Source organism: Stenotrophomonas sp. Sm10, from assembly GCF_030985515.1.
Classification (GTDB): Bacteria; Pseudomonadota; Gammaproteobacteria; order Xanthomonadales; family Xanthomonadaceae; genus Stenotrophomonas; species Stenotrophomonas hibiscicola.
In genome coordinates this window covers 1-20,407 of record NZ_JAPTFO010000041.1, presented here as the reverse complement: position 1 = coordinate 20,407, position 20,407 = coordinate 1, and the positions used below count along the sequence as shown (strand labels likewise).

Sequence of the window (20,407 nt, the reverse complement as noted above, 5' to 3'; positions counted from 1 at the left end):
CGAAGACGAATCGAATGAACCGCTGCCTGCGCCCCACCCTGCTCTCCCTCGCCCTCTGCGCCGCGCTGCCGCTGCACGCCAGCGAGGCCGAAGCGTCCCCCGATGCGGCTGCCACCGGCGCCGAGCATTCGCCGACCGAACTGGCAGCGGTGCGCGTGCAGGCCGGCAAACCGAAAGCCGATACCTCGCGCGTGAACGCCTTCGGTGGCGGCAGCTGGAAGGACACGCCGGCCTCGGTGAACGTGCTCGAGCGCGACTATCTCGACCGTCGCCAGGTACGTTCGCTGTCCGAGCTGGCCAGCAACGATGCCTCGCTGGGTGATGCGTATGCACCTGTGGGCTACTACCAGAACATCGCCATCCGTGGCTTCGCGCTGGACGCCGCCACCGGCTACCGCTTCAACGGCCTGTCCATCGCCGGCGAACAGCGCCTGGCGCTGGAGAACGTGCAGTCGGTTGAGATCCTCAAGGGTGAAGCCGGCCTGGCCGCAGGCGTGATGGCACCGGGTGGCATCATCAACTACATCGGCAAGCGCCCGGCCGAAGTGCGCACCGCCACGCTCGGCACCGATTCGGAAGGCTCGCGCTACGTCGCCGTCGATGTCGGCCACTGGATCACCCCGCGCTTCGGCCTGCGCCTGAATGCCGCGTGGGATTCCAGCAATTCCTATGTCGAGCACGCGGATGGCCGCCGCAATTTCTACTCGCTCGCGGCCGACTGGCTGATCGGCGAACGCGGCAAGCTGGAGGTGGACGCCAATTACCAGACCAGTTCGCAACGTTCGGTGTCCGGCTACCAGCTGCTGGGCGCGCGTGACCTGCCGCGCGGCGTCGACCGCGAGCACCTGCTCGGCTACCAGCCGTGGCAGCGCCCGGTGGATATTGCCAGCACCAACATCACCGCGCTGCACACCTACGATTTCAACGACGCCTGGCAGTCCCGCGTGTCGGTCGGCCACAGCCGGTCGGTGATCGATGACAACGTCGCCTTCGCCTACGGTTGCTACTACGCCACGCAGTGCGCCGACGGCAGCGTGCCGGGCAACTACTTCGCACCCAATGGCGACTACGACGTCTACGACTACCGCAGCCCGGACGACACCCGCCGCAACCAGCAGGCCCGTGCCGAGCTGCGCGGCCGTTTCGAGACCGGCAGCGTCGGCCATGAGCTGACCCTCGGTGCCGACTACTTCCGCCGCACCGTGGACAAGCGCCCCAGCGTCAACGAGTACGTCGGCACCACCAACATCCACGACGCACCGGTGCCGGTGTTCGCGCCGTCGCCGAAGATGCCGGGCCCGTCCGCACGTCGCCTGGACAGCCGCCAGACCGCGTTCTTCGCGCTGGACCGGATGAGCTTCGGCGATGACTGGCAGTGGCTGGCGGGTGGCCGCTTCGTGCGCCTGGACGAGCGTGCCTACGACAAGCGTGGCACCCCGCAGCGGCACAGCCGCCTGTCGCGCTTCCTGCCGCAGACCGCCGTGGTGTGGAAGGCCACCGACCAGCTCAATGCCTATGCCAGCTACGTGCGCGGCATTTCGTTGGGCCAGGAAGCGCCGTTCTGGACCAGCAACGCCGACACCTTCCTGCCGTCGGTGCAGTCGCGGCAGCTGGAAGTGGGCGTGAAGTACGTGCCGGTCGAAGCACTGACGCTGGGCGCGGCGGTATTCCGCATTTCGCAGCCGTACCAGTACGCCAGGCCGGACAACAGCGACGTGGGCTACACCTTCGTCGAGGAAGGCACCCAGACCCACACCGGCCTGGAGCTGACCGCCAACGGCCAGCTGACCGACGCATTGCAGATCGTGGCCAGTGCCAGCGTGCTGCAGGCGCGTGCGCGCGACACCGGCACGCCGGCTTATGAAGGCCATCAGCTGGTGAATGTGCCGAAGGTGCGGGCCAGCGTGCATGTGGCCTATGCGCTGCCGTTCGTGCAGGGCCTGGATGTCACTGGCGGCTGGCGCTATGCCGGTGCCAACGTCGCACGTGCCGACGGCGGCGTGCGCGCACCGGACTACTCGGTGTTCGACGCTGGTCTGCGCTTCCAGCATCGCCTGCACGAGCGTGCGGTGACCTGGAACCTGTCGGTGGACAACGTGTTCAACCGCTTCTACTGGCGCGATACCGGCAGCAGCGGCGGTGACTACTACCTGTTCCCCGGCGCACCGCGACAGGCCCGCCTGTCGGTGACGTTCGCGCTGTGAGCGGCGTGATGCTCGAGTGGACCGCCGCACTGTGCAGCATCCTTGGCGTCTGGCTGATGGCCCGGCGCCGGCTGGTGGCGTGGCCGGTGGGCCTGCTGTCGGTGACGCTGTACGGGCTGGTATTCGCCGAGGCCAAGCTGTACTCGGACACCCTGCTGCAGGTCGCCTTCGGTGGCTTCCTGGTCTACGGCTGGCTCAACTGGCGGCAGCATGCCGCCGATGAGGGCAGCATCCGCATCGTGCCGCTGGCGCGCGGCAAGCTGCTGCGCGACCTGGCCATCGGCCTGTGTGGTGGCGTGGCGCTGGGTGCAGCCATGCACAGCTTCACTGATGCCGCCATGCCGTGGTTGGACGCGCTGCTGACCGGCCTGAGCCTGGTCGGGCAGTGGTGGCAGGCGCGCCGCCACGTGGCCTGCTGGTGGGTGTGGATCGCGGTGGACGTGGTCTACGTGGGTGCGTACCTGTTCAAGTCGCTGCACGTGACCGCCGCGCTGTACGTGTTCTTCCTCGGCCTGGCCGTGTTTGGCCTGCGCGCATGGAGCGCCGCCGCGCGCGAGCCACAGGTGGCAACGCACTAGAGCCACGCCATGCGGCGCGCGCCTGCCGACCAAGGTCGGCATCTACCCACCACATCCACGCATGGCGTGGATCTACTTCGGCACCAGCCCCAGCCGCAGCGGCTGGCGCATGTCGGCCGGCGGGGCTGCCTGCAACGGCGCGCCCTGCAGCGTCGCGCGCAGGTCGGCGTCGACCTGGGCATCGCCCAGGCTGTCGAATTCCAGCTTCGAGATGCGGCCATCCGCCGCGATCCACACGCTCACCGGCAGCGGCGTCGGTGCGTCCGGATGTGCCTGCAGCCATTCCAGCACGCGCTGCGCCTGCGGGTCCTGCTCCTGCTGCAGGCGCTGCTGCAGCTGGCCACCGACCGCAGCGGCGTAGGCCATCCAATGCGCAGGGGCTTCCTGCGCGGACACCGCCGCGCTCCCCAGTACCAGCGCACCGAACACCGCGGCCAGCGGCCGCCACCAGCGGCGTGCACCGGTTGTGTTCCTTGCCATCGCCATCGTCCGCCCCTGCGCTCTCATCCAACGGCTGATGGTCGGGGCGGTAGATGACAGGCAGATGGCGGCACAGTAGAGCCACGCCATGCGTGGCTGCTACGGGCAACGTGCGTACCATCCACGCGTGGCGTGGATCTACTGGAACAGAGCGGCCAGTAGCATGCGCAAGGACGAGAGCCGCGATCAGTCGCCCAGATCGGCCAGCACTTTGCGCGAGGGCGCGAAGAAGGTCACGCCGGTGGTGGCGGTGGAGAAATCGAGGATGCGGTCGTGCAGCGGCGCGGGATTGCCGATGAACATGCGCTCGAGCATCTTCTCGATCACCCACAGGCGGCGTGTGTAGCCGATGAAGTAGGTGCCGTATTCGCCGCGGCCCGGGTTGGCGAACGGCATGTTGTCGCGCAGGATCTCATGCTCGCCGTCGGCGTCCTCGATGGTGCACAAGGTCTTGTGCGATTTCTGCGCATCGGCCGGTGCATCGTCCAGCTCGATGTTGTCGTGCTTGGTGCGGCCGATGATCGCTTCCTGCGCTTCGGTCTTCTGTGCGCGCCAGGCATCGAGGTTGTGCAGGTACTTCTGCACCACCACATAGCTGCCACCGGCATGTTCGGGATCTTCCTCGCCCACGATCGTGGCCTCCGGCAACGACAGCCCTTCCGGATTGGCGGTGCCGTCGACGAAATCGAGCAGGTCGCGGCCATCGAAATAGCGGAAACCGGCTACGTCATCGACCGCTTCCACCGCATCGCCGAAGGCCATCAGCAGGTTGCGCTCGAACGCCACGATCAGGTCCATGGTGCGTGCACGGATGTGGTACAGCAGGTCACCCGGCGTGGACACGGCGGTGTGGGTGGCGCCCTTGATCTCACGGAACGGCTTCAGCTCGCGCGGCGGCGTGGTGCCCACCAGCGGCTGCCACACACGGTGGCCGATGGCCACGTTGCAGGTGAAGGTGCGTTCGATCTCGCGGATGGCGGTGTTCTTGATCAGGTCGTCGGTGCTGGCCAGCACCTCGCGCGCCCTGGCGATCGACGCCTCATCATCCTTCACCTTCAGCACCAGGAACGCCGCCGAATGGGTCAGTGGCGCGGTGATCTGCTGCGGCTCATTGTCGAGCGTGTGGTTGACGGCGGTGATCTGGGCGGGCTGGGTGTTCACGGTATTCCTGCGGGCTTGAGGCGGGCGCGTCGCGTGTGGCGATGTGCGGGCGATCATAGCGGAACCGCCTGACCGGGGACGGAGCGGTTCTCGTTCCGTCCACCGGCAATGGTACGAAGACTCAATCCAGATCGCTCCACACCGCCAGCTCGTAGCCATCCAGGTCGCGGAAGTGGAAGCGGCGGCCGCCGGGGAATGCGAACACCGCCCGCACCACCTCGCCACCGGCAGCGACTACGCGCTGCTGCGCGTCGGACAGGTCCGCGCAATACACGATCACCAGCGGCCCTCCGTGGACACGCACCGGCACGTCGGCCACGAAGCCGCCCTTCAGGCGGCCATCGTCGAATTCGGTGTAGGCCGGGCCATAGTCGGTGAAGTGCCAACCGAACACCTCGCCGTAGAAGCGTTTGCTGCGGGCAATGTCGGCGACGTTGAATTCGATGTTGTCGATGCGGCGTTCGGCATCGTGGGGGGCGACGTGGCTCATGGCGTGGCTCCGTGGTGGGAGCCCCAGCTTCAATCAACGTGGCATCGCGGTCTTGAACGAAACGGCCATCATTGGCCCCATTCCAGGCGCAGCTCGCGTGCTGTCATGCTGGCAAGCTCACGTGCCTCGCGGCTGAGGTGCGCCTGGTCGGCATAGCCGGCCTCGGCGGCCAGCATCGCCAGGGAGTGCTGCGGCAGCGCGCGGCTGTGGCGCAGAAAACGTTGCAGCCGCAGGATCCGTTCCAGCGTCTTGGCGCCGTAGCCGAACTGCGACTGGCTGAAGCGCCGCAGGCTGCGCGGGCTCAGGCCGACGTGCGCCGCGAGCGTGTCCAGCGTGGCGTGGCCGGCGGCGAGCGCCTGGAACAGGGCATGTGCGCGCTTGGCGGGGGTGTCGAGCGCGGCCGCACCCATATGCTGTTGCAGGCAGTGCGCCATTCGCTGCAGGCGCTGTGCAGGCGCGGTGTCGCCGATGGAGGCCGCCGCCTTGTTCGCCCACGCGCCCTTCAGGTCAGCCAGGGGCACGGCCTGGCCGATGATCCCGGCCAGGGGCAGGCCCAGCGCGGCCAGTGCCTGGCCGGGACGGAAACGTGCGCCCAGCACCTGCGCACCGGGTGCCAGCCCCGGGTGCGCGGCCACGCGGTCCGGCCCGACCACGAACAGCACGCCGTCGCGCCAGAGAATGTCCACGCAACCGTCAGGCAGTACGGTGACGTGCCCATCGGCATCGGCAGGAAGCTGGCTCTGCCACAGCTGTCCAAAGTGGCCACGCAGCGGCGCGGGTGCCAGATGCTCCTGGTAGGCCGTGCCAGTACCTGCGAGGGAGGAAGGGTCGCCCATGCCGCATTGTGGCGTCACAGGGCCCATAAAAGTGAAGCCCGGCGCGAGGCCGGGCTTCGGTTGGCGTGTGGGAGAGAGAGAGAGAGAGTCACACGCCAGCACAACACGCACTAACGACAGGCGTTTGTTACCAGGTGAAGCGCGGGCCCACGAACCACTCGCGGTCGCCAGCCTTGGCCAGCTTCACTTCGCCGCTCAGGCCCCAGTTCTGGTTGAACTTGGCGGTGGCGCCGACACGGCCGTAGAACTCGCCGTCCGGGTTGTAACCGTGCTTCTTGCTGAAATCTTCGTAGCCGGCCATCACGTAGCCTTCCACGTACGGGTTGAACGCGGTGCGCACGCCCACTTCGGTGGAGTAACCGTTGAAGTCCAGGCCGCGCTTCTCGTCGTACTTCTGGTACGCAACACGGGCCACCAGGTCGGTGTTCGGTGCGATGCCGTAGTTGTAGCCGACACCCAGGCGCCACTGGTCGACGTCATTCTTGAACTTGTCGGTTTCCTGGGCGCTGTAGTCGCCAAAGACGTGGAAGTTCGGGTGCACCGCAACGGAACCCTTCACCTTCCAGCCATCGGCGTCGCCGCCCTTGGCGTCGGTGTTCACGTAGCCGCCTTCAACGTAGTTGTACGACAGGCCGTCGGTTGCCGATGCAGCGAATGGCAGGGCAGCCAGAAGGCCCAGAGCGAGCAGCGAATTCTTGTTCATCGGGACACACCTTTAATTATTTTGGTTTCGTCGGCCGCCTCCCGGGAGGGGGAGAGAGAGGAGGCGATCGACAGGTGTGAATTATCCGTTAGGGGGTCTAATCAACCCTGAATATTGAACTGACTGGTATATAAATGTGGGCAACGTTCAGGGAACTCCGCATGCCGCACACATCCGCCGCGTCACTGCTGTTGCGGGGACGTGCCCGCCGTAGGGTGCGCGAACTGCTGCTCATCATCCTTGCGATGATGCTGCAGGCGGCCGAGCGCAGCCAGCCTCCTGCGCGCATCGTGATTCAGACGGACGATGTCACGCGTTTCTTCCATGTGCTGGATGCCAGCGCTGGAAAGCCGAGTGCCGACGATCTGCAGCGCGGCTATCTGGATGCTGGCACAGACGCTCTGCGCAGCTTCACCGACAGCCGTATCGGCTCGATGGAGCGGCTGGCCAGGGCCATCCAGGACACGCCGGCATTGTTTGCGAAAGCGAGAACCTGCGCGACAGCATTGCCATCGATCCGCATGCGCGTCGCCGCTGCCGTCGATCAGCTGGGCACCTTGTTGCCGTCTGCGGCGCTTTCGCCGGTCACCGTACTGGTGGGCCGCGGCAACAGTGGTGGCGTGACCGCCGAAGCAGGCGTGGTCATTGGACTGCAAGCGCTGTGCGACGCCGACTGGATGAGGCCGATGTCGGCGACCGTTTCGTGCACCTGATTGCCCATGAGTACGTGCACGAGCAACAGCCAGGTGCACGCGTGGAAGTCGAGCAGCCCACCCTGCTCTATCAGGCGCTGCTGGAAGCCAGCCGGTGGCGGCCCGCGTGCGCTGGCATCGAGGCGGTGCCGACGGGCTTTCGATGAAATCCGCTTCATGCTGATGAATACGTGCTTCTGAACAGGCACAAGGCAAGCCGGCCGATGCACGTCCGCCCGCGTGATCCTGCTTGTTAAGTTTTGTTGATCGAACGTCTTCACAGCGCTTCCACGTCTTCCAATTCCAGCTGAAAGCACGGGCTAGCGCCGGGAACAAACGCCGCTATATTCCAGCTTCCCCAGACGAAGGAGGGAGTTGGAAATGAAACTGACCAAGCAGCACATCAACGCAGCACGCGCCATCACCGTCGCCATCGTGGCCACCGTAAGCCTCGGCGCTTGCGCCACCTACAAGGACGAGTTCGCAACCATCAACTCGCGCCTCGATCAGCTCGACGTAAAGGTGCAGGGCGCTGCCCAGAGTGCCGAGTCCGCCAACCAGTCGGCGCAGCAGGCCAACCAGCGTCTGGACCAGATCGAAGGCCGCGTACAGCAGCTTGAAAGGGCACCGGCCGGTCGCAAGCCGCGCGGCTGATAGCTCTCTCACCCTTTGAATTGATCCACCTCTGTATCGGGAACCAGTGGCCTTCGCCGGCCACTGGCATCCTTCCACCCAGAATTGCATTGCAAGGAGCCGTCCCATTCGTACCTCCTCCTCCCCTGCACGCCGCGTCTTCCATGCCGCACTGGCGTTGGCACTGGCCGTTGCGTGCAGCGGCGCAGCCAGCGCCAAGGGCAAGGACAAGGAAGCGCCTGAACAACGCATTGCCGCCGTTGATGAACTTCCGCCCGACCAGAGCGTGTCCGAAACAGTGATCGAGCTGGCCGGCTGGGTGGTCGCCAGCAAGGACAACCAGGGCTATCCGTTTGCGGTCATGGACAAGGCGGCGGCGCAGGTTCTGGTCTTCGGCGGTGACGGCAAGCTGCGCGGCGCAGCACCGGCGCTGTTTGGGTCGGCGATCGGCGACCACTCCGCACCGGGCGTCGCCAAGCTCGCACTGAGCGCAATTCCCGGCCACGACCGCACCACGCCTGCCGGCCGCTTCATTGGCGGTTACGGCCCGTCCGACGATGCCGGACGCGTGCTGTGGGTGGACTACGATTCCGCGGTTTCAATGCACCCGCTGCCGCCGGGCAGCCCGAAGGAAAAGCGTGCCGAACGACTGGCATCGCCCACGCCGGACGACAACCGCGTCACCCACGGTTGCATCAACGTTTCGCCTGCGTTCTACGAGCAGATCGTGCACTCCACGTTCGAGAAGGGCGGTGTGTTCTACATCCTGCCGGACAAGGATTCGATCGCGAAGACCTTCCCGGAGTTCGCACAGAGCCGTGGGAATGCGAAGGAAGAAGACGAGAAGGGCGCGCGGCGCGCGAGCAAATAGAGCGCGTTTGCGTAGCGGAACTCAGGAGGCGGTAGCGCCAGCAGCCTGCGCCAATGCGGCCGCGAGCGCGTCGCCCTTCCTCTCGCTGTAGCGGTCCACCAGGTAGTCCGACCGGCCACGCGTCAGCAGCGTGAACTTCACCAGCTCTTCCATCACGTCCACCACCCGGTCGTAGTACGGCGAGGGTTTCATCCGGCCGTCGTCATCGAATTCCTGCCAGACCTTGGCCACCGATGACTGGTTGGGGATAGTCAGCATGCGCATCCAGCGACCGAGCACGCGCAACGTGTTGACGGTGTTGAACGACTGCGAGCCGCCGCTCACCTGCATCACCGCCAGCGTCCTGCCCTGCGTGGGCCGCACGCTGCCATCTTCCAGCGGCAACCAGTCGATCTGGTTCTTGAACACGCCGGTGACCGTGCCGTGCCGCTCGGGGCTGACCCAGACCTGGCCTTCCGACCACTGCGACCACGCACGCAACCGCTGCACTTCAGGGTGGCTCGTGTCCACGCTGTCCAGCATGGGCAGCGCATGCGGATCGAACATGCGGGTTTCGCACCCCAGATGGCGCAGCAATCGCTCGGCTTCGAGCGCCAGCTTGCGGCTGAAGGACTGCGGCCGCAGCGAGCCGTAGAGCAGGAGAATGCGTGGCGCCCCAGATCTGCCGCGGCGAGCTTGTGATGATTGGGCTGGGGCAATGACGATTCCACCAGATTGGGCAGGTCAGGGCTTGTGATTGGCTTATTCATTCGATTATTCTAGAAATATGGAAACGTTAAATGCAATCACCGCCCTCACCGCGCTCGGTCATGCCACCCGCCTGGCTTCTTTCCGCCTGCTGGTGGAGGCTGGCCCGGCAGGGCGCATGGCGGGCGACATCGCCACGGCCCTGCAGGTGCCCCCAGCCACGCTCAGCTTCCACCTGAAGGAGCTGGTGCAGGCCGGGCTGGTGGAGAGCGAAAGCCAGGGCCGCCATGTCTGCTATCGCGCCAACTTCGATGCGATGAACGGCTTGATCCAGTACCTGACGCACAATTGCTGCGCGGGTTCGCTGGACCAGCAGTGCGCGGTAAGCGAACCGGCCTGCAGGTGCTGAGATGAAGCCAGACCCCGTGATTCGTGCCGGCACACGCGACGACCTGTCCTGCATCCGAGACCTTCTGCAGCGGGCGCAGTTGCCCGTGGCCGATCTGGAAAGCAGCGAGGTCGTGTTTCTCGTCGCAGACCTCGACGGCGTCCCCGTGGGCGCCGTTGGATTGCAGGTTTTCGGCGCCTCGGCGCTGCTCCGCTCCCTGGTGGTGTCTGATGACCGACGCGGCACCGGCCTTGGACGCGCATTGCTGGCAGCGGCCGAAGAGATGGCCCACCGTATGCAGGTCAGGGAACTGGTGCTGCTGACAACATCGGCAGGCTCGTGGTTCGCGCGGCACGGCTATGCCGGATGCGATCGCGCGCAGATAGCGGAGGCGATCCGCAGCTCTGCCGAGTTCACCCGTCTCTGTCCGGGCAGCGCGCTTTGCATGTCCAAGCCACTCACTGACCACGGAAGCCACATGACCCGTAATGTCCTGTTCCTCTGCACCGGCAACAGCGCCCGCAGCGTGCTTGCTGAAGCCACCCTGCGCGCCTGGGGCGGCGATCGCTTCAGCGCATTCAGTGCGGGCAGCCAGCCCACTGGCCAGATCAACCCCTTCGCGCTGGCCCAGTTGCAGGCCGAAGAAATGCCCATTGAAGGGCTGCGCAGCAAGTCGTGGGATGAGTTCGTGGGTGCAGCCCCGATGGACCTGGTGATCACCGTATGCGACTCAGCCGCAGCGGAGGCCTGCCCGGTGGTGTTCGGTGATTTCATCCGCGGCCACTGGGGCCTGCCCGATCCGGCGGCCGTAGCGGGTAGCGATGCCGACAAGGTCGCGGCATTCGCGCAGGCCCATGCCATCGTGAAGCTGCGACTGCGTGCATTGCTCGCCTTGCCTGACTCATTGTGGTTCGACCGCGAAGCGCTGCAGCACGCGCTGGATCAGATTGGACAGTTGCAGCCGACCGACAGCATGCCGTGACTTCCCGCATGAATCTGTTCGAACGCCACCTGACGCTTTGGGTCGGGCTTTGCATTGCGGTCGGCACGCTGCTGGGCCACTTCCTACCCGGTGCTTTTGCCGCGCTGGCATCCGCAGAGATCGCCAAGGTCAACCTGCCGGTTGCGGTACTGATCTGGCTGATGATCATCCCGATGCTGCTGAAGGTCGACTTCACTGCGATGCGCCAGTTGCAGCAGCACTGGAAGGGCATCGGCGTGACGCTGTTCATCAACTGGGCGGTGAAGCCGTTCTCAATGGCGCTGCTGGGCTGGCTGTTCCTGCGCCATGCCTTCGCCGACTGGTTGCCCGCAGCACAGATCGATAGCTACATCGCCGGGCTGATCCTGCTGGCGGCCGCGCCCTGCACCGCCATGGTGTTCGTCTGGAGCAACCTGTGCCGTGGCGATGCCAACTTCACCCTGAGCCAGGTGGCGTTGAACGACGCGATCATGGTGGTGGCCTACGCGCCGGTGGTTGCACTGCTGCTGGGCCTGTCGGCGATCACCGTGCCGTGGGATACCCTGCTGCTGTCCGTTGGCCTCTACATCGTGGTGCCGGTGCTGCTGGCTGCGTTGCTGCGGCGCTGGATCCTGATGCATCGTGGCGAGGCGGCGTTGCAGCGGGTGCTTCGCCATCTGGGGCCCGTCTCGTTGTGCGCGCTGCTGCTCACACTGGTGCTGCTGTTCGGCTTCCAGGGCCAGCAGATCGTGAAGCAACCGCTGGTGATCGCACTGATTGCGGTGCCGATCCTGATCCAGGTCTATTTCACTTCCGGCCTGGCCTACCTGCTCAATCGTCGCCTGGGCGTGGCGCATTGCGTGGCCGGCCCTTCAGCACTGATTGGTGCCAGCAACTTCTTCGAATTGGCGGTTGCCACCGCGGTGGGGCTGTTCGGCGTGCATTCGGGGGCTGCGCTGGCGACGGTAGTTGGTGTGCTGATCGAGGTGCCGGTCATGTTGTCTGTGGTGCGGATCGTGAACCGTACTCAAGCCTGGTACGAGAGACGCGAAGAGCACTGACACACCGGAGTGCGCCGAAGTCGATTTACGTTCTTCGCCCCGCACTGTCGTCATCGGCCTGGTGGGGTACCCGTACGCCACGTCATCAACTTCGACCCATGTCGCATATTCCCCATGCCGCTACGGACGTTGCGGCGCCTGCGTCTGCGACGGCTTAACAGCATGCAAAAATGCCAAAAGCGTCTTTGATCCAGCGTTGAATGCAACTCTTCTGATTGGCGTTGCGCAGCGACGGCGGTACAGATGGCGGGCCGCCGGAAAATGGGTGGCCGGGCCTCGAAAACCCGTTAGATCACGAACGTTGTTTGCGCTTGCCAGCCGGCGTCACCCCGCGTGGCGCCGGCTGGCATTCCGTCTGCCGGCTATGGCGGGCGGAGCGTGGAGGCCTTGCGCCTGCCGGTCTTGTTCGTGATCTCCCGGTTTTCGAGCCACGTCTCCGCCCGCCACCTTTGCGTGGCGGCTACCGTCTGTCCTGCACGGAGCACTGCCATGACCTCACCGGACTTCCCCCGCCTGCATCCGCATCGCTCGTCCGCCACTGGCGGTGAGCCCTCAGAGCACGCGGCTGCGACCGACCCGAACGCCTTCATCGCCACGCTTCACCGCATCGGCAAAGGCGCGGCCGCCGATGGCCAACCCTGGCCGGAGCGTCACCAGATGCCGGGCCGTTGCATGGCGCTGGCCGATGCGGACTGCGCACTGGCCGGCCAGCGTGTGACGCTGGAGCTGCTGCTGGCGGCCGAACGCGTGCGCCAGAACGGCACGGAGGCCGAGTACGTGGGCGACCGGGTGATGGAAGGGCTGATCATGGCGTGCCTGACGATGAACGCACAGGCCAGCGCGCGCATGCAGCCGGACGGGTGACGCCGGCGCCACATCACTCGCAGAGCGCGCTGTCTTCCTTCAACGCGGCATCCTGCAGTGGCTGGCGCTGTTCGATCTGCTCACGCTGTTCCGCCGTCGGCTCGCCCAGCCACCACACACGGCAGCGCGCGGTAAGACGGCCGACCATCTTCGCCTGCGTGGGTGAGTACAGCATCGCCAACGCGGTGCCGGGGCAGTCGTGGGCCTGGCAGGCGGTGTAGAACCACCACGGCTCGCCCTGCAGCACTACCAGCTCGCCAGGGCCGCTGGGTCCGCTCAACAGGCGCTTGCGCAGCGACGGCATATCCTTGTCAGTGGATTCGGCGTCCTGCGTGCCCTTCATCAGCGCATCGAACGCGGCCAGCACCTTCGGGTCCTTGCGGCCGCAGTCGTCCACGGTACTGCCGCCGACCAGGGTGAAGAAATGGGTCGCCAGCGGATTGTCCGCGCAGGTCAGTTCGCCGCCGGCGCCCGGGTCTTCCGGTTCGCCCTCGCTGTCCCACACCGCGGGGTCCACGCTGTCTTCGATTGACGGTTCCTTCTCGACCACCGTGGCCCTGGCGGCCGGAGCTTCGGTGGTTGGTGCTGGCGCCGCAGCAGGCGCGGCCTCGCCAGTCTTCTCCGGTGCCTGTCCGCAGGCTGCCAGCAGCGCGGCCATCATCGCCATCCCTGTGATTCGCATCTTCATCGCGTGTCCTTGTCTGATCTGCGCTGCATCCACCGAATCGGCGGCCGCGTGATTCTAACCAGCGGCGCGCTAGGATGCGTCTGAAGCCTTCCCATCATCGCCAGGGCCTGGACGCATGCGCCGCACACGACTCGCCATGATCTTCTGCAGTGCCCTGCTGCTGGCATTGCCGGCAATTGCCCACGATGCAGAAAACGCGAAGCCTGCGCAGCCTCTCCCGGACGCAGCCCTGCCCGCACCGCTGGACCGTGTGCTGCGCAACTACGAGCAGGCGTGGCGCGGGGGTGATGCCAGGGCACTGGCTGCGCTCTTCGCCGAGGATGGCTTTGTGCTGCAGAGCAACCAGCCACCCGTGCGCGGGCGCACTGCGATCGAGGCTGCATATGCCGGACAGGGCGGCAGTCCGTTGCGGTTGCGTGCCTTGGCGTATGCGGTGGAAGGGAACACGGGTTACATCATCGGTGCGTACAGCTACGGCAACAACGTGGGCGATACCGGCAAGTTCACGCTCACGCTGAAGCGTGAGCGTGATGGGCCGTGGCTGATCTTTTCGGACATGGACAACAGCAACGCGCCGCCGCGGGCGCGGTGAGGGATTCCGCAGGGCATGGCCCGGCGCTACTGGGCGCCAACCAAGGTTGGCCGCTACCAGAAGCGGGTTCCGTCCTGGATCCACGCCATGCGTGGATGAGGCGCACAAGAAAAAACCCCGGCACCTGGCCGGGGTTTTTCGATTCACTTGAACAGCGTGTCCGGATACTCCGGTTTCTGTTCCCGCGCCAGCAGTGCGCGCAAGCCTTCTTCCGGGGTCTGCTCGCCATGCAGCACGGCACGCACACCGTCGGAGATCGGCAGGTCGATGCCATGGCGGCGCGCCTGTCGCATCACTTCGTCGGCAGTCTGCACCGACTCGACCACCTGGCCGATCTCGCGCACGGCATCCTGCAGCGTCTGGCCGCGGCCCAGGGCCAGGCCCAGGCGGCGGTTGCGCGACAGGTCGCCGGTGCAGGTCAGCACCAGATCGCCCAGGCCGGCCAGGCCCATCAGCGTTTCCGGCTTGGCGCCGATCGCAGCGGCCAGGCGCAGCATTTCGTTGAGGCCGCGGGTGATCAGGCCGGCACGGGCGTTAAGGCCCAACTGCATGCCATCGGCCACGCCGGTGGCCACCGCCAGCACGTTCTTCATCGCGCCGCCCAACTCGGCACCGACCATGTCGTCGCCGGTATAGGCGCGGAACGCCGGGCCATGCATCGCCTCGGCCACCGTCTGCGCGAACTCGGGCACGTCGCCATGCACGGTGATCGCGGTCGGCAGGCCCTGGGTCACTTCCTTGGCGAACGACGGGCCGGTGACCACGGCCAGCGGCACGTCCTCACCCAGCACTTCGCGCGCCACTTCGTGCAGGAAGCGGCCCGAACCGGGCTCAAAGCCCTTGGTGGCCCAGGCCACGCCGGCACCGGCCGGGCGCAGCGGCGCCAGCGCGCGCACGGTTTCGCCGAAGGCATGCGAGGGGGTCACCACCAGGATCCAGGCCGCGCCCTCCACCGCCGACGCCAGGTCGGTAGTGGCACGCAGGCCGTCCGGCAGCGGGATGCCCGGCAGGTAACGCGGGTTCTCGTGGCGCTGGTCGATGGCGTCGACCACGGCAGCATCGCGCCCCCACAGCACGGTCGGGTGACCGTGCCGTGCGAGCAGGCTGGCCAGCGCGGTTCCCCAGGAACCGGCGCCCAGCACGGCGATCTTGTCAGCGGGAGTGCTCATCCGTGACGTCGCGGCAGGAATCAGGCGTTGCCGGCCGGCTCGGAGTCAGCCAGCGACGGTGCGTCGCCCTGCTCCTGGCGCTGGCGCAGGGTTTCTGCGTACAGGCCTTCGAAGTTGATCGGCTGCAGGAAGAACGGCGGGAAGCCGCCGGCCTGGATCAGGTCGCTGATCAGCTGGCGCACGTACGGGAACAGGATGTTCGGGCACTGGGTGCCGAGCAGCACGTCGATCGACTGCGGGTCCAGGCCGACCAGGCCGAACACGCCGGCCTGCTTCACTTCGGCCACGTAGGCGGTGCGCTCACCGGCCTGGCAGGTGAGGGTCACGGCCAGCACGACTTCGAAGGCGTTCTCACCCAGGCGCTGCACCTGCTGGTTCAGGTTCAGCTGCAGCTCCGGCTGCACCTGGTCATTGAAGATGGTCGGGGCGTTCGGCGACTCGAAGGAGACGTCCTTGACGTAGATCTTCTCGACGGTGAAAGCGGGGCCGGTGGCGGCATCGACCGGCGCAGCAGCGCCGTTGGTGATCTCTTCGGACATTTCCAGTAACTCCAATGAATGCAATGAAAACGATGGTCGAATTACTGCGATGGGGGCGGGATCAGGCCCATACAAGGCCGGATCCGCCACCTGCGGCAATCAGTTGCGGCCCTTGACCAGCGGCAGCTCGGCCTGCTGCCAGGCAGGAATGCCGCCGTCGAGCACGTAGACCTTCTCGAAGCCGGCCTTCTTCAGCGCCTTGGCGGCGGTTTCCGAGGCATTGCCGCTGCGGCACACCAGCACCACCGGCGACTGCCTGGCGTTGGCCACCAGCTTGTGCTCCGGGCCGAAGGCACTGGCCTGGGCGTTGCGGCTGCCGGCAATGTGGCCCTTCTCGAAGTCACCGCTGGCCGACAGGTCGACCACCACCGTGCCGCCCGCGTTGATCAGCTGGGTCAGTTCGGCGGGCTTGATGCCCTTGAAGCCCCGGAACAGGCGGCGGATCTCGGTGACGATGATGGCCACGGTCAGGCCGACCAGGGCCGCGGACAGCATCGGGTTTCGGCCTGCAAAGGCCAGCAACTCTTCGTAATTCACTCAGGTCACGGGTCGATTAAGCGGGCGCCGATTGTCGCACAAGCCGGACGCGGCCCGTCACTGCCCCTTCCACAGGTCCGGCAGGCCGGCGGTCTGCCACCAGCGCTTGGCTTCCGGGTCCCAGCGCCAGCGCTCGACCACCACCACGGTGCGTTCGGCCTGGGTGTTCTGGTTGATCACCCCGATTTCGACCCGGCGCTCGACCAGGCCACCGTCCAGCGAGGCGCTGCTGCGCTCGCGGTAGGACGACACGCGCAGCTGCGCGTAGCGGTTGAGCTCGAACTCGGTCGGCGGCTTTTCCTTGCGCAGCTTGGGATCCAGATAGCCGATCGCATCGTCCATGCTGCCCCAGCGGATGGTGGCGCCGTAGGCGATCTGGGTCTCTTCCAGCAACTTGCGCTGCTTGCGGCTGAGGTCGTCGGCCGAAGCCACGGCGCTGACCAGCAGCAGGGAACACATCAGGAACTGGATGAGGCGGCGCATCGGTGGTTTCCCCAGGACGTCAGCCTGCCATCCTACCCTTTGGCGAAGGCAACGAAGCGACCGCTGAACTCGGCGGCCGGCTTGCCATCGGCGCCGGGCTGGGTGGCGATGATGCTGATGCGGGCCTTGCGGCGCTGGCGGAAGGTATTCAGGAAGGCATCCCAGCCGCTGGCTTCGGCCGCTTCGGCATGGGCATGCAGGTCTTCGTAGACCGGGGCCAGGTAGCGCAGGTTGCTGTCGGCCACGTAGACCTCGGCATCGTGGCCGGCCAGGCGCAGGCGCAGGCTGACCAGTGCCCAGCCGGACAGGGTCAGCACCGAGGCCAGGCTGCCACCGAAGGCGTTGCCCTTGTCGTTGACGTTGGCGGCCAGCGGCGCGGTGATGCGCAGCACGCCATCGGCATAGCCATCGAGCTGGATCTGCATGGCGCGCACCGCTGGCATGCAGTCCAGCACGTCCTGCAGGGCGGCCAGCGAGGAAGTCAGAGCATCAACGGACATCGGAGCAGCGACCACGACAACGAAGGGCCCGCATAATGCAGGCAATGGCCGACCATACGATACCCACTGGCGCCGCCGGTTCCGAGCCGGGCTGGACCTTCATTTCGCTGCGACCGCAGGGCCAGAATTCCGCGCTGCGCTGCGCCGTTGCTGGGCTGGGCGGGCATGTGGTGGCCCTGCCGCCCTGGCGCCTGCAGCGCTCGAACGGCATGCCAGTGGTGCGTCAGCTGCAACGCGCGCTGAACTGCGACCGGGTGGTGTTCACCAGCCCGGCCGCGGTTACCGCGGCCGCCACCCTGCTGCCGCTGGCCAAGGCGCAACGCAGCCCGTGGCTGACCGTGGGCGAAGGCACTGCGCGCGCGCTGCGGGAGCACGGCGTCGCCGGGGTGCATGCGCCGCAGCGGATGGACAGCGAGGGGCTGCTGGCGCTGCCGGTGCTGGCGGACGTCCGCGGCCTGCGCATCGGACTGGTCACCGCGCCCGGCGGACGCGGCCTGATTGCTGCACACCTGCAGGCCGCCGGCGCCGCGATCGAACGTGCCGATGTCTACCAGCGTCGCCTGCTGCGCCTTTCGCCCCGCACGCTGGCGCGATTGGCGCATTCAGCGCAGCCGTGGGTGCTGGCGGTCAGCAGTGGCGAGGCGCTGCTGCATTTCTGGCAGCAGCTTCCGCCGACTTGGCAGCAGCGCCTGCGGGCGTCTGCCCGCGTGGTGGTTGCCAGCGACCGCCTCGGCGAACAGGCGCGGTCGCTCGGCCTGCGGCACATCTCACGCAGCGCCGGCCCCACTGCTGCGCAGCTGGTGGCCGCTGCACACGCCACGCTCACCGTCCCGGCAGCGAACTGAACAGGGACGTGGATCACGCTTGCCGCTGTGGTCGGCAACAGTGATGCTGTGCACCATGCGGCCTGCCGGACCCTGACCGGCGACGTTGCCGACAAGGAAGCCCCATGAACGAGACTCCGCCCGTTTCCCCGCCCCGTAGACCCGTGCGCTGGTTGCTGCCGCTGGCCGCTGCGGTCGTGCTTGGCGCGGGCGGCTACGCTGGCTGGTACGTCTGGCAGCAGCAACAGCATGAGCAGGAAGCGCAGGCACAGACCACGGCCGTCCAGCTGAAGGGCCTGGAGGCCACGCTGGATGCGCTGCGTCGTGACCAGCGCGCAACCAGCCAGCGCCTGCAGGACGCGGCCACCACCAACCGCGTGCTGCGCGACGAGATGCTGGGCCTCTCCCAGCGCAGCGCGTTGCTGGAAGAGAACCTGGCCAAGCTGGCCGACAGCGCCAACCAGGGCCGCCAGGCGGTACAGCGCGATGAGGCCGAACTGCTGCTGACCCAGGCGGCGCAACGGCTGAATTATGCCGACGACGTGGAGGGCGCACGCCGCCTGTACGCACAGGCGGCCACCGCACTGGCCGAACTGCCCGACGCTGATGGCCTGAACCTGCGCCAGGCGCTGGTGCAGGAGCGCGAGGCACTGGACGCGCTCGGCAGCGGCCCGCGCGTGCAGTCGCTGCAGCGTCTGGATGCTGTGGCCCGGGCGCTGCAGGGCCTACCGTCACAGATCACCGGCACGACCGGCGGCAATGCTGCCAAGCCGTGGTGGCAGGCCACCCTGGCCCCGTTCGTGGACATCACCCCCAGCCGCCAGAACGGCCCACTGACGGCCGCCGAACAGCGCAACGCCGACGATGCACTGCAGCTGGAACTGACGCTGGCACGTGCCGCCATCGAGCGTGGCGACCGCGCGGGCCGCAACTCCGCCCTGGACCGGGTGGAACACTGGGCACAGCGACGCTGGCCGGATTCACCGGCCCTGCGCGCGCAACGTGCTGAACTGAAGGCCTTGCGCGAACTTCCCCTGCAGGCCAACGACGCTGTCCTTGGCAGCACCCTGCAACAACTGCGCACCCAGACCGACCGGAGGTAAGCCCGCATGAAACCCCTGCAATCCCTGGTCGTGCTGTTGCTGGCCGTGGCCATCGGCGTGGTCGCCGCGCAATGGCTCGGCGCCGATGACCTGAACCGCTTCGGCGAGGTGACCCTGCGCTACGGCGGCTACGACTATCACAGCAACCTGCCGAAGGTAGCGCTGCTGGCGGTGATCACGGTCCTGGTGCTGTGGCTGCTGTGGAGCCTGATCGCTGCACCGTTCCGTGCCTGGGGCCGCTACCGCCGCAAGCAGGGCAGGGTGCGCCTGATCGACGGCCTGCAGGCCTACGAGCATGGCCAGTGGCAGCGTGCCGAGAAACTGCTGGACGGTGCGGCCAAGGACCCGGAGGTGAGCGCGGTGGCGCTGGCCAATGCGGTGCGCAGCGCACAGGCGCGCGCCGACGGCCCCGCCGGTGAAGCACTGCTGCAGCGCCTGGGCGAAAGCGATGCCACGCTGCAGGCGCTGCTGCGCGCCGAACAGCTGTTGGCGCGCGACCTGCCGGTGGATGCGATCAACGCATTGGACGTAGCCGCGATCCAGCCGCTGCCGCCGCGCGGCCTGTGGCTGCGTACCGAAGCGCTGGCGCGTGCCGGCCGCGCACACGAGGCCTATGGCCAGCTGGGTGCGCTGCGCCAGAGCAAGGTACTGCCGGCCGAATCAAACAGCGAACTGGAAGCCCGCCTGGCCGCACAGGCGCTGCTGGAAGCGGCCGACGTCAACGCATTGGCCGCACAGTGGGAAGCCACGCCGAAGGCGCTGCGGCCGACCCCGGACGTGGTGGGCGCCTATGCCAGCCGCGCGGTGGCCCTGAACTGGGATGAGCCGGCGCTGCTGGCGCTGGAACAGGCGCTGGACCAGCGCTGGGACGACGAACTGGTGGCGCTGTACGGCCGCCTGCCGGCCGAGCGCCTGGCCACCCGCCAGGCCAACCTGGCGCGCTGGCGCAATGTGCATGATGGCTCGGCCGCACTGCATCTGGCGCAGGGCCGCGTGGCCCTGGCCCAGCAGCAGTGGGATGCCGCCGATACGTTCCTGCACGAGGCCATCGCCGCCGGCGCCGGTGCCCCAGCGTGGGAGGCACTGGGTGAACTGTTCGCGCAGCGTGGCGAACACGCGCTGGCGGCACAGTGCCTGGCCAATGCGCTGCGCCTGCAGCGCGGCGAGGACAGCGTGGAACTGGTACGCGGCAGCGAAGCGCCGCTGCGTGCCACGGTGGAAGAGCAGCCGATCGCGGTGCAGCCCCCGGTGTATGACGCCAACGAAGAGCGCGACGAATTCGGCAACCCGCGGTTGCCGTGAAGCGTGGCGCCCCCCCGGGGGGCCCCCCCCCGGAAAAAAAAACCCCCCCCCCCGGGGGGGG

At 67.0% G+C, this 20,407-nt stretch carries 23 protein-coding genes and 3 pseudogenes; 14 read left to right on the top strand and 12 right to left on the bottom strand.

The features are described from left to right. Positions 1–14 precede the first annotated feature (14 nt). Entirely contained in the window at positions 15–2,204 is a 2,190-nt protein-coding gene (locus O0J15_RS12820; RefSeq protein WP_308305755.1) for a TonB-dependent siderophore receptor, read from the top strand. Between the two features lie 8 nt (positions 2,205–2,212). Beyond that, positions 2,213–2,782 (top strand): nicotinamide riboside transporter PnuC, encoded by a 570-nt coding sequence (gene pnuC, locus O0J15_RS12815; protein ID WP_308305754.1) that lies wholly within the window; start codon positions 2,213–2,215, stop codon positions 2,780–2,782. A 72-nt stretch (positions 2,783–2,854) separates the two neighbouring features. On the opposite strand, the gene O0J15_RS12810 is transcribed toward pnuC, so the two are convergent. From O0J15_RS12810 to O0J15_RS12790, 5 genes are all read right to left on the bottom strand, one after another. Beyond that, the gene (locus tag O0J15_RS12810; protein ID WP_308305753.1) at positions 2,855–3,268 is read right to left on the bottom strand and encodes a hypothetical protein; all 414 of its coding nucleotides are present in this window, start codon (positions 3,266–3,268) and stop codon (positions 2,855–2,857) included. A gap of 180 nt (positions 3,269–3,448) precedes the next feature. Continuing rightward, positions 3,449–4,423 carry a Dyp-type peroxidase gene (locus tag O0J15_RS12805; protein ID WP_058980203.1) on the bottom strand — a complete coding sequence of 325 codons (975 nt, stop codon included), beginning with the start codon at positions 4,421–4,423 and terminating at the stop codon, positions 3,449–3,451. Positions 4,424–4,544: 121 nt separating this feature from the next. Continuing rightward, complete coding sequence (locus O0J15_RS12800) at positions 4,545–4,913, bottom strand: VOC family protein (RefSeq protein WP_308305752.1); 369 nt, start codon at positions 4,911–4,913, stop codon at positions 4,545–4,547. Between the two features lie 68 nt (positions 4,914–4,981). Beyond that, on the bottom strand, positions 4,982–5,749 hold the full coding sequence (locus O0J15_RS12795; protein ID WP_308305751.1) for a helix-turn-helix domain-containing protein: 768 nt from the start codon (positions 5,747–5,749) through the stop codon (positions 4,982–4,984). A gap of 127 nt (positions 5,750–5,876) precedes the next feature. Further along, positions 5,877–6,452, bottom strand: coding sequence for an Ax21 family protein (locus O0J15_RS12790; RefSeq protein ID WP_004134798.1), 576 nt, complete (start codon positions 6,450–6,452; stop codon positions 5,877–5,879). 245 nt (positions 6,453–6,697) lie between these two features. Here O0J15_RS12790 and O0J15_RS12785 point away from each other — a divergent pair. From O0J15_RS12785 to O0J15_RS12775, 3 genes and pseudogenes are all read left to right on the top strand, one after another. Then, positions 6,698–7,251 (top strand): annotated as a pseudogene (locus O0J15_RS12785) (lytic murein transglycosylase); the annotation flags it as partial. A 274-nt stretch (positions 7,252–7,525) separates the two neighbouring features. Next, positions 7,526–7,798 (top strand): hypothetical protein, encoded by a 273-nt coding sequence (locus O0J15_RS12780; RefSeq protein ID WP_005407606.1) that lies wholly within the window; start codon positions 7,526–7,528, stop codon positions 7,796–7,798. Positions 7,799–7,955: 157 nt separating this feature from the next. Continuing rightward, on the top strand, positions 7,956–8,648 hold the full coding sequence (locus O0J15_RS12775) for a L,D-transpeptidase (protein WP_134729755.1): 693 nt from the start codon (positions 7,956–7,958) through the stop codon (positions 8,646–8,648). 21 nt (positions 8,649–8,669) lie between these two features. Here O0J15_RS12775 and arsH read toward each other — a convergent pair. Beyond that, positions 8,670–9,397 (bottom strand): annotated as a pseudogene (arsH, locus tag O0J15_RS12770) (arsenical resistance protein ArsH). Positions 9,398–9,414: 17 nt separating this feature from the next. On the opposite strand from arsH, the gene O0J15_RS12765 reads away from it, so the two are divergent. The 5 genes and pseudogenes from O0J15_RS12765 (at position 9,415) to O0J15_RS12745 (ending at position 12,609) form a co-directional block, all read left to right on the top strand. Continuing rightward, a complete protein-coding gene (locus tag O0J15_RS12765; RefSeq protein ID WP_308305750.1) occupies positions 9,415–9,744 on the top strand; it encodes a metalloregulator ArsR/SmtB family transcription factor in 330 nt (109 codons plus the stop codon). A 1-nt stretch (position 9,745) separates the two neighbouring features. Continuing rightward, positions 9,746–10,165 (top strand): annotated as a pseudogene (gene arsN2 / locus O0J15_RS12760) (arsenic resistance N-acetyltransferase ArsN2); the annotation flags it as partial. A 36-nt stretch (positions 10,166–10,201) separates the two neighbouring features. Further along, positions 10,202–10,705: an arsenate reductase ArsC gene (locus O0J15_RS12755; RefSeq protein ID WP_308305760.1), complete on the top strand. Its 504-nt coding sequence runs from the start codon at positions 10,202–10,204 to the stop codon at positions 10,703–10,705. Between the two features lie 8 nt (positions 10,706–10,713). Continuing rightward, positions 10,714–11,745: an ACR3 family arsenite efflux transporter gene (gene arsB / locus O0J15_RS12750; protein WP_019661918.1), complete on the top strand. Its 1,032-nt coding sequence runs from the start codon at positions 10,714–10,716 to the stop codon at positions 11,743–11,745. A gap of 489 nt (positions 11,746–12,234) precedes the next feature. Further along, positions 12,235–12,609 carry a hypothetical protein gene (locus O0J15_RS12745; protein WP_069138124.1) on the top strand — a complete coding sequence of 125 codons (375 nt, stop codon included), beginning with the start codon at positions 12,235–12,237 and terminating at the stop codon, positions 12,607–12,609. 13 nt (positions 12,610–12,622) lie between these two features. Here O0J15_RS12745 and O0J15_RS12740 read toward each other — a convergent pair whose 3' ends face one another. Further along, a complete protein-coding gene (locus O0J15_RS12740) occupies positions 12,623–13,297 on the bottom strand; it encodes an Ivy family c-type lysozyme inhibitor (protein WP_308305749.1) in 675 nt (224 codons plus the stop codon). A gap of 136 nt (positions 13,298–13,433) precedes the next feature. Here O0J15_RS12740 and O0J15_RS12735 point away from each other — a divergent pair, with 136 nt between their 5' ends. Continuing rightward, positions 13,434–13,889 carry a DUF4440 domain-containing protein gene (locus O0J15_RS12735; protein ID WP_019661921.1) on the top strand — a complete coding sequence of 152 codons (456 nt, stop codon included), beginning with the start codon at positions 13,434–13,436 and terminating at the stop codon, positions 13,887–13,889. A 143-nt stretch (positions 13,890–14,032) separates the two neighbouring features. Here the strand turns inward: O0J15_RS12735 and O0J15_RS12730 are convergent, their stop codons facing one another. From O0J15_RS12730 to O0J15_RS12710, 5 genes are all read right to left on the bottom strand, one after another. Continuing rightward, the gene (locus tag O0J15_RS12730) at positions 14,033–15,058 is read right to left on the bottom strand and encodes an NAD(P)H-dependent glycerol-3-phosphate dehydrogenase (protein ID WP_111097750.1); all 1,026 of its coding nucleotides are present in this window, start codon (positions 15,056–15,058) and stop codon (positions 14,033–14,035) included. Between the two features lie 20 nt (positions 15,059–15,078). Beyond that, complete coding sequence (gene secB / locus O0J15_RS12725; protein WP_005407596.1) at positions 15,079–15,597, bottom strand: protein-export chaperone SecB; 519 nt, start codon at positions 15,595–15,597, stop codon at positions 15,079–15,081. 99 nt (positions 15,598–15,696) lie between these two features. Beyond that, positions 15,697–16,134: a rhodanese-like domain-containing protein gene (locus O0J15_RS12720; RefSeq protein WP_058980222.1), complete on the bottom strand. Its 438-nt coding sequence runs from the start codon at positions 16,132–16,134 to the stop codon at positions 15,697–15,699. 57 nt (positions 16,135–16,191) lie between these two features. Next, positions 16,192–16,617: a hypothetical protein gene (locus O0J15_RS12715; RefSeq protein WP_021204063.1), complete on the bottom strand. Its 426-nt coding sequence runs from the start codon at positions 16,615–16,617 to the stop codon at positions 16,192–16,194. Between the two features lie 32 nt (positions 16,618–16,649). After that, entirely contained in the window at positions 16,650–17,117 is a 468-nt protein-coding gene (locus O0J15_RS12710; protein ID WP_008266702.1) for a YiiD C-terminal domain-containing protein, read from the bottom strand. A gap of 35 nt (positions 17,118–17,152) precedes the next feature. Between O0J15_RS12710 and O0J15_RS12705 the strand changes: the two genes are divergently transcribed. The 3 genes from O0J15_RS12705 to O0J15_RS12695 all read left to right on the top strand — a co-directional run bounded on the left by O0J15_RS12705 (position 17,153) and on the right by O0J15_RS12695 (position 20,346). After that, positions 17,153–17,962 (top strand): uroporphyrinogen-III synthase, encoded by an 810-nt coding sequence (locus tag O0J15_RS12705; RefSeq protein ID WP_308305748.1) that lies wholly within the window; start codon positions 17,153–17,155, stop codon positions 17,960–17,962. A gap of 104 nt (positions 17,963–18,066) precedes the next feature. Next, positions 18,067–19,044, top strand: a complete 978-nt coding sequence (locus O0J15_RS12700) for a uroporphyrinogen-III C-methyltransferase (RefSeq protein WP_164144797.1) — start codon at positions 18,067–18,069, stop codon at positions 19,042–19,044. Positions 19,045–19,050: 6 nt separating this feature from the next. After that, a complete protein-coding gene (locus O0J15_RS12695) occupies positions 19,051–20,346 on the top strand; it encodes a heme biosynthesis HemY N-terminal domain-containing protein (RefSeq protein ID WP_019661926.1) in 1,296 nt (431 codons plus the stop codon). Positions 20,347–20,407: the final 61 nt, after the last annotated feature.

Excerpts from the sequence above, each read along its gene's own strand:
- O0J15_RS12705 (WP_308305748.1), top strand. The coding sequence starts at position 17,153 with ATGCAGGCAATGGCCGACCATACGATACCCACTGGCGCCGCCGGTTCC.
- O0J15_RS12740 (WP_308305749.1), bottom strand. The coding sequence starts at position 13,297 with ATGAAGATGCGAATCACAGGGATGGCGATGATGGCCGCGCTGCTGGCA.
- O0J15_RS12730 (WP_111097750.1), bottom strand. The coding sequence starts at position 15,058 with ATGAGCACTCCCGCTGACAAGATCGCCGTGCTGGGCGCCGGTTCCTGG.
- O0J15_RS12715 (WP_021204063.1), bottom strand. The coding sequence starts at position 16,617 with ATGCGCCGCCTCATCCAGTTCCTGATGTGTTCCCTGCTGCTGGTCAGC.
- O0J15_RS12765 (WP_308305750.1), top strand. The coding sequence starts at position 9,415 with ATGGAAACGTTAAATGCAATCACCGCCCTCACCGCGCTCGGTCATGCC.
- pnuC (WP_308305754.1), top strand. The coding sequence starts at position 2,213 with ATGCTCGAGTGGACCGCCGCACTGTGCAGCATCCTTGGCGTCTGGCTG.
- O0J15_RS12700 (WP_164144797.1), top strand. The coding sequence starts at position 18,067 with ATGAACGAGACTCCGCCCGTTTCCCCGCCCCGTAGACCCGTGCGCTGG.
- secB (WP_005407596.1), bottom strand. The coding sequence starts at position 15,597 with ATGTCCGAAGAGATCACCAACGGCGCTGCTGCGCCGGTCGATGCCGCC.
- O0J15_RS12810 (WP_308305753.1), bottom strand. The coding sequence starts at position 3,268 with ATGGCGATGGCAAGGAACACAACCGGTGCACGCCGCTGGTGGCGGCCG.
- O0J15_RS12820 (WP_308305755.1), top strand. The coding sequence starts at position 15 with ATGAACCGCTGCCTGCGCCCCACCCTGCTCTCCCTCGCCCTCTGCGCC.
- O0J15_RS12735 (WP_019661921.1), top strand. The coding sequence starts at position 13,434 with ATGATCTTCTGCAGTGCCCTGCTGCTGGCATTGCCGGCAATTGCCCAC.
- O0J15_RS12710 (WP_008266702.1), bottom strand. The coding sequence starts at position 17,117 with ATGTCCGTTGATGCTCTGACTTCCTCGCTGGCCGCCCTGCAGGACGTG.
- O0J15_RS12745 (WP_069138124.1), top strand. The coding sequence starts at position 12,235 with ATGACCTCACCGGACTTCCCCCGCCTGCATCCGCATCGCTCGTCCGCC.
- O0J15_RS12755 (WP_308305760.1), top strand. The coding sequence starts at position 10,202 with ATGACCCGTAATGTCCTGTTCCTCTGCACCGGCAACAGCGCCCGCAGC.
- O0J15_RS12790 (WP_004134798.1), bottom strand. The coding sequence starts at position 6,452 with ATGAACAAGAATTCGCTGCTCGCTCTGGGCCTTCTGGCTGCCCTGCCA.
- O0J15_RS12695 (WP_019661926.1), top strand. The coding sequence starts at position 19,051 with ATGAAACCCCTGCAATCCCTGGTCGTGCTGTTGCTGGCCGTGGCCATC.
- arsB (WP_019661918.1), top strand. The coding sequence starts at position 10,714 with ATGAATCTGTTCGAACGCCACCTGACGCTTTGGGTCGGGCTTTGCATT.
- O0J15_RS12780 (WP_005407606.1), top strand. The coding sequence starts at position 7,526 with ATGAAACTGACCAAGCAGCACATCAACGCAGCACGCGCCATCACCGTC.
- O0J15_RS12800 (WP_308305752.1), bottom strand. The coding sequence starts at position 4,913 with ATGAGCCACGTCGCCCCCCACGATGCCGAACGCCGCATCGACAACATC.
- O0J15_RS12795 (WP_308305751.1), bottom strand. The coding sequence starts at position 5,749 with ATGGGCGACCCTTCCTCCCTCGCAGGTACTGGCACGGCCTACCAGGAG.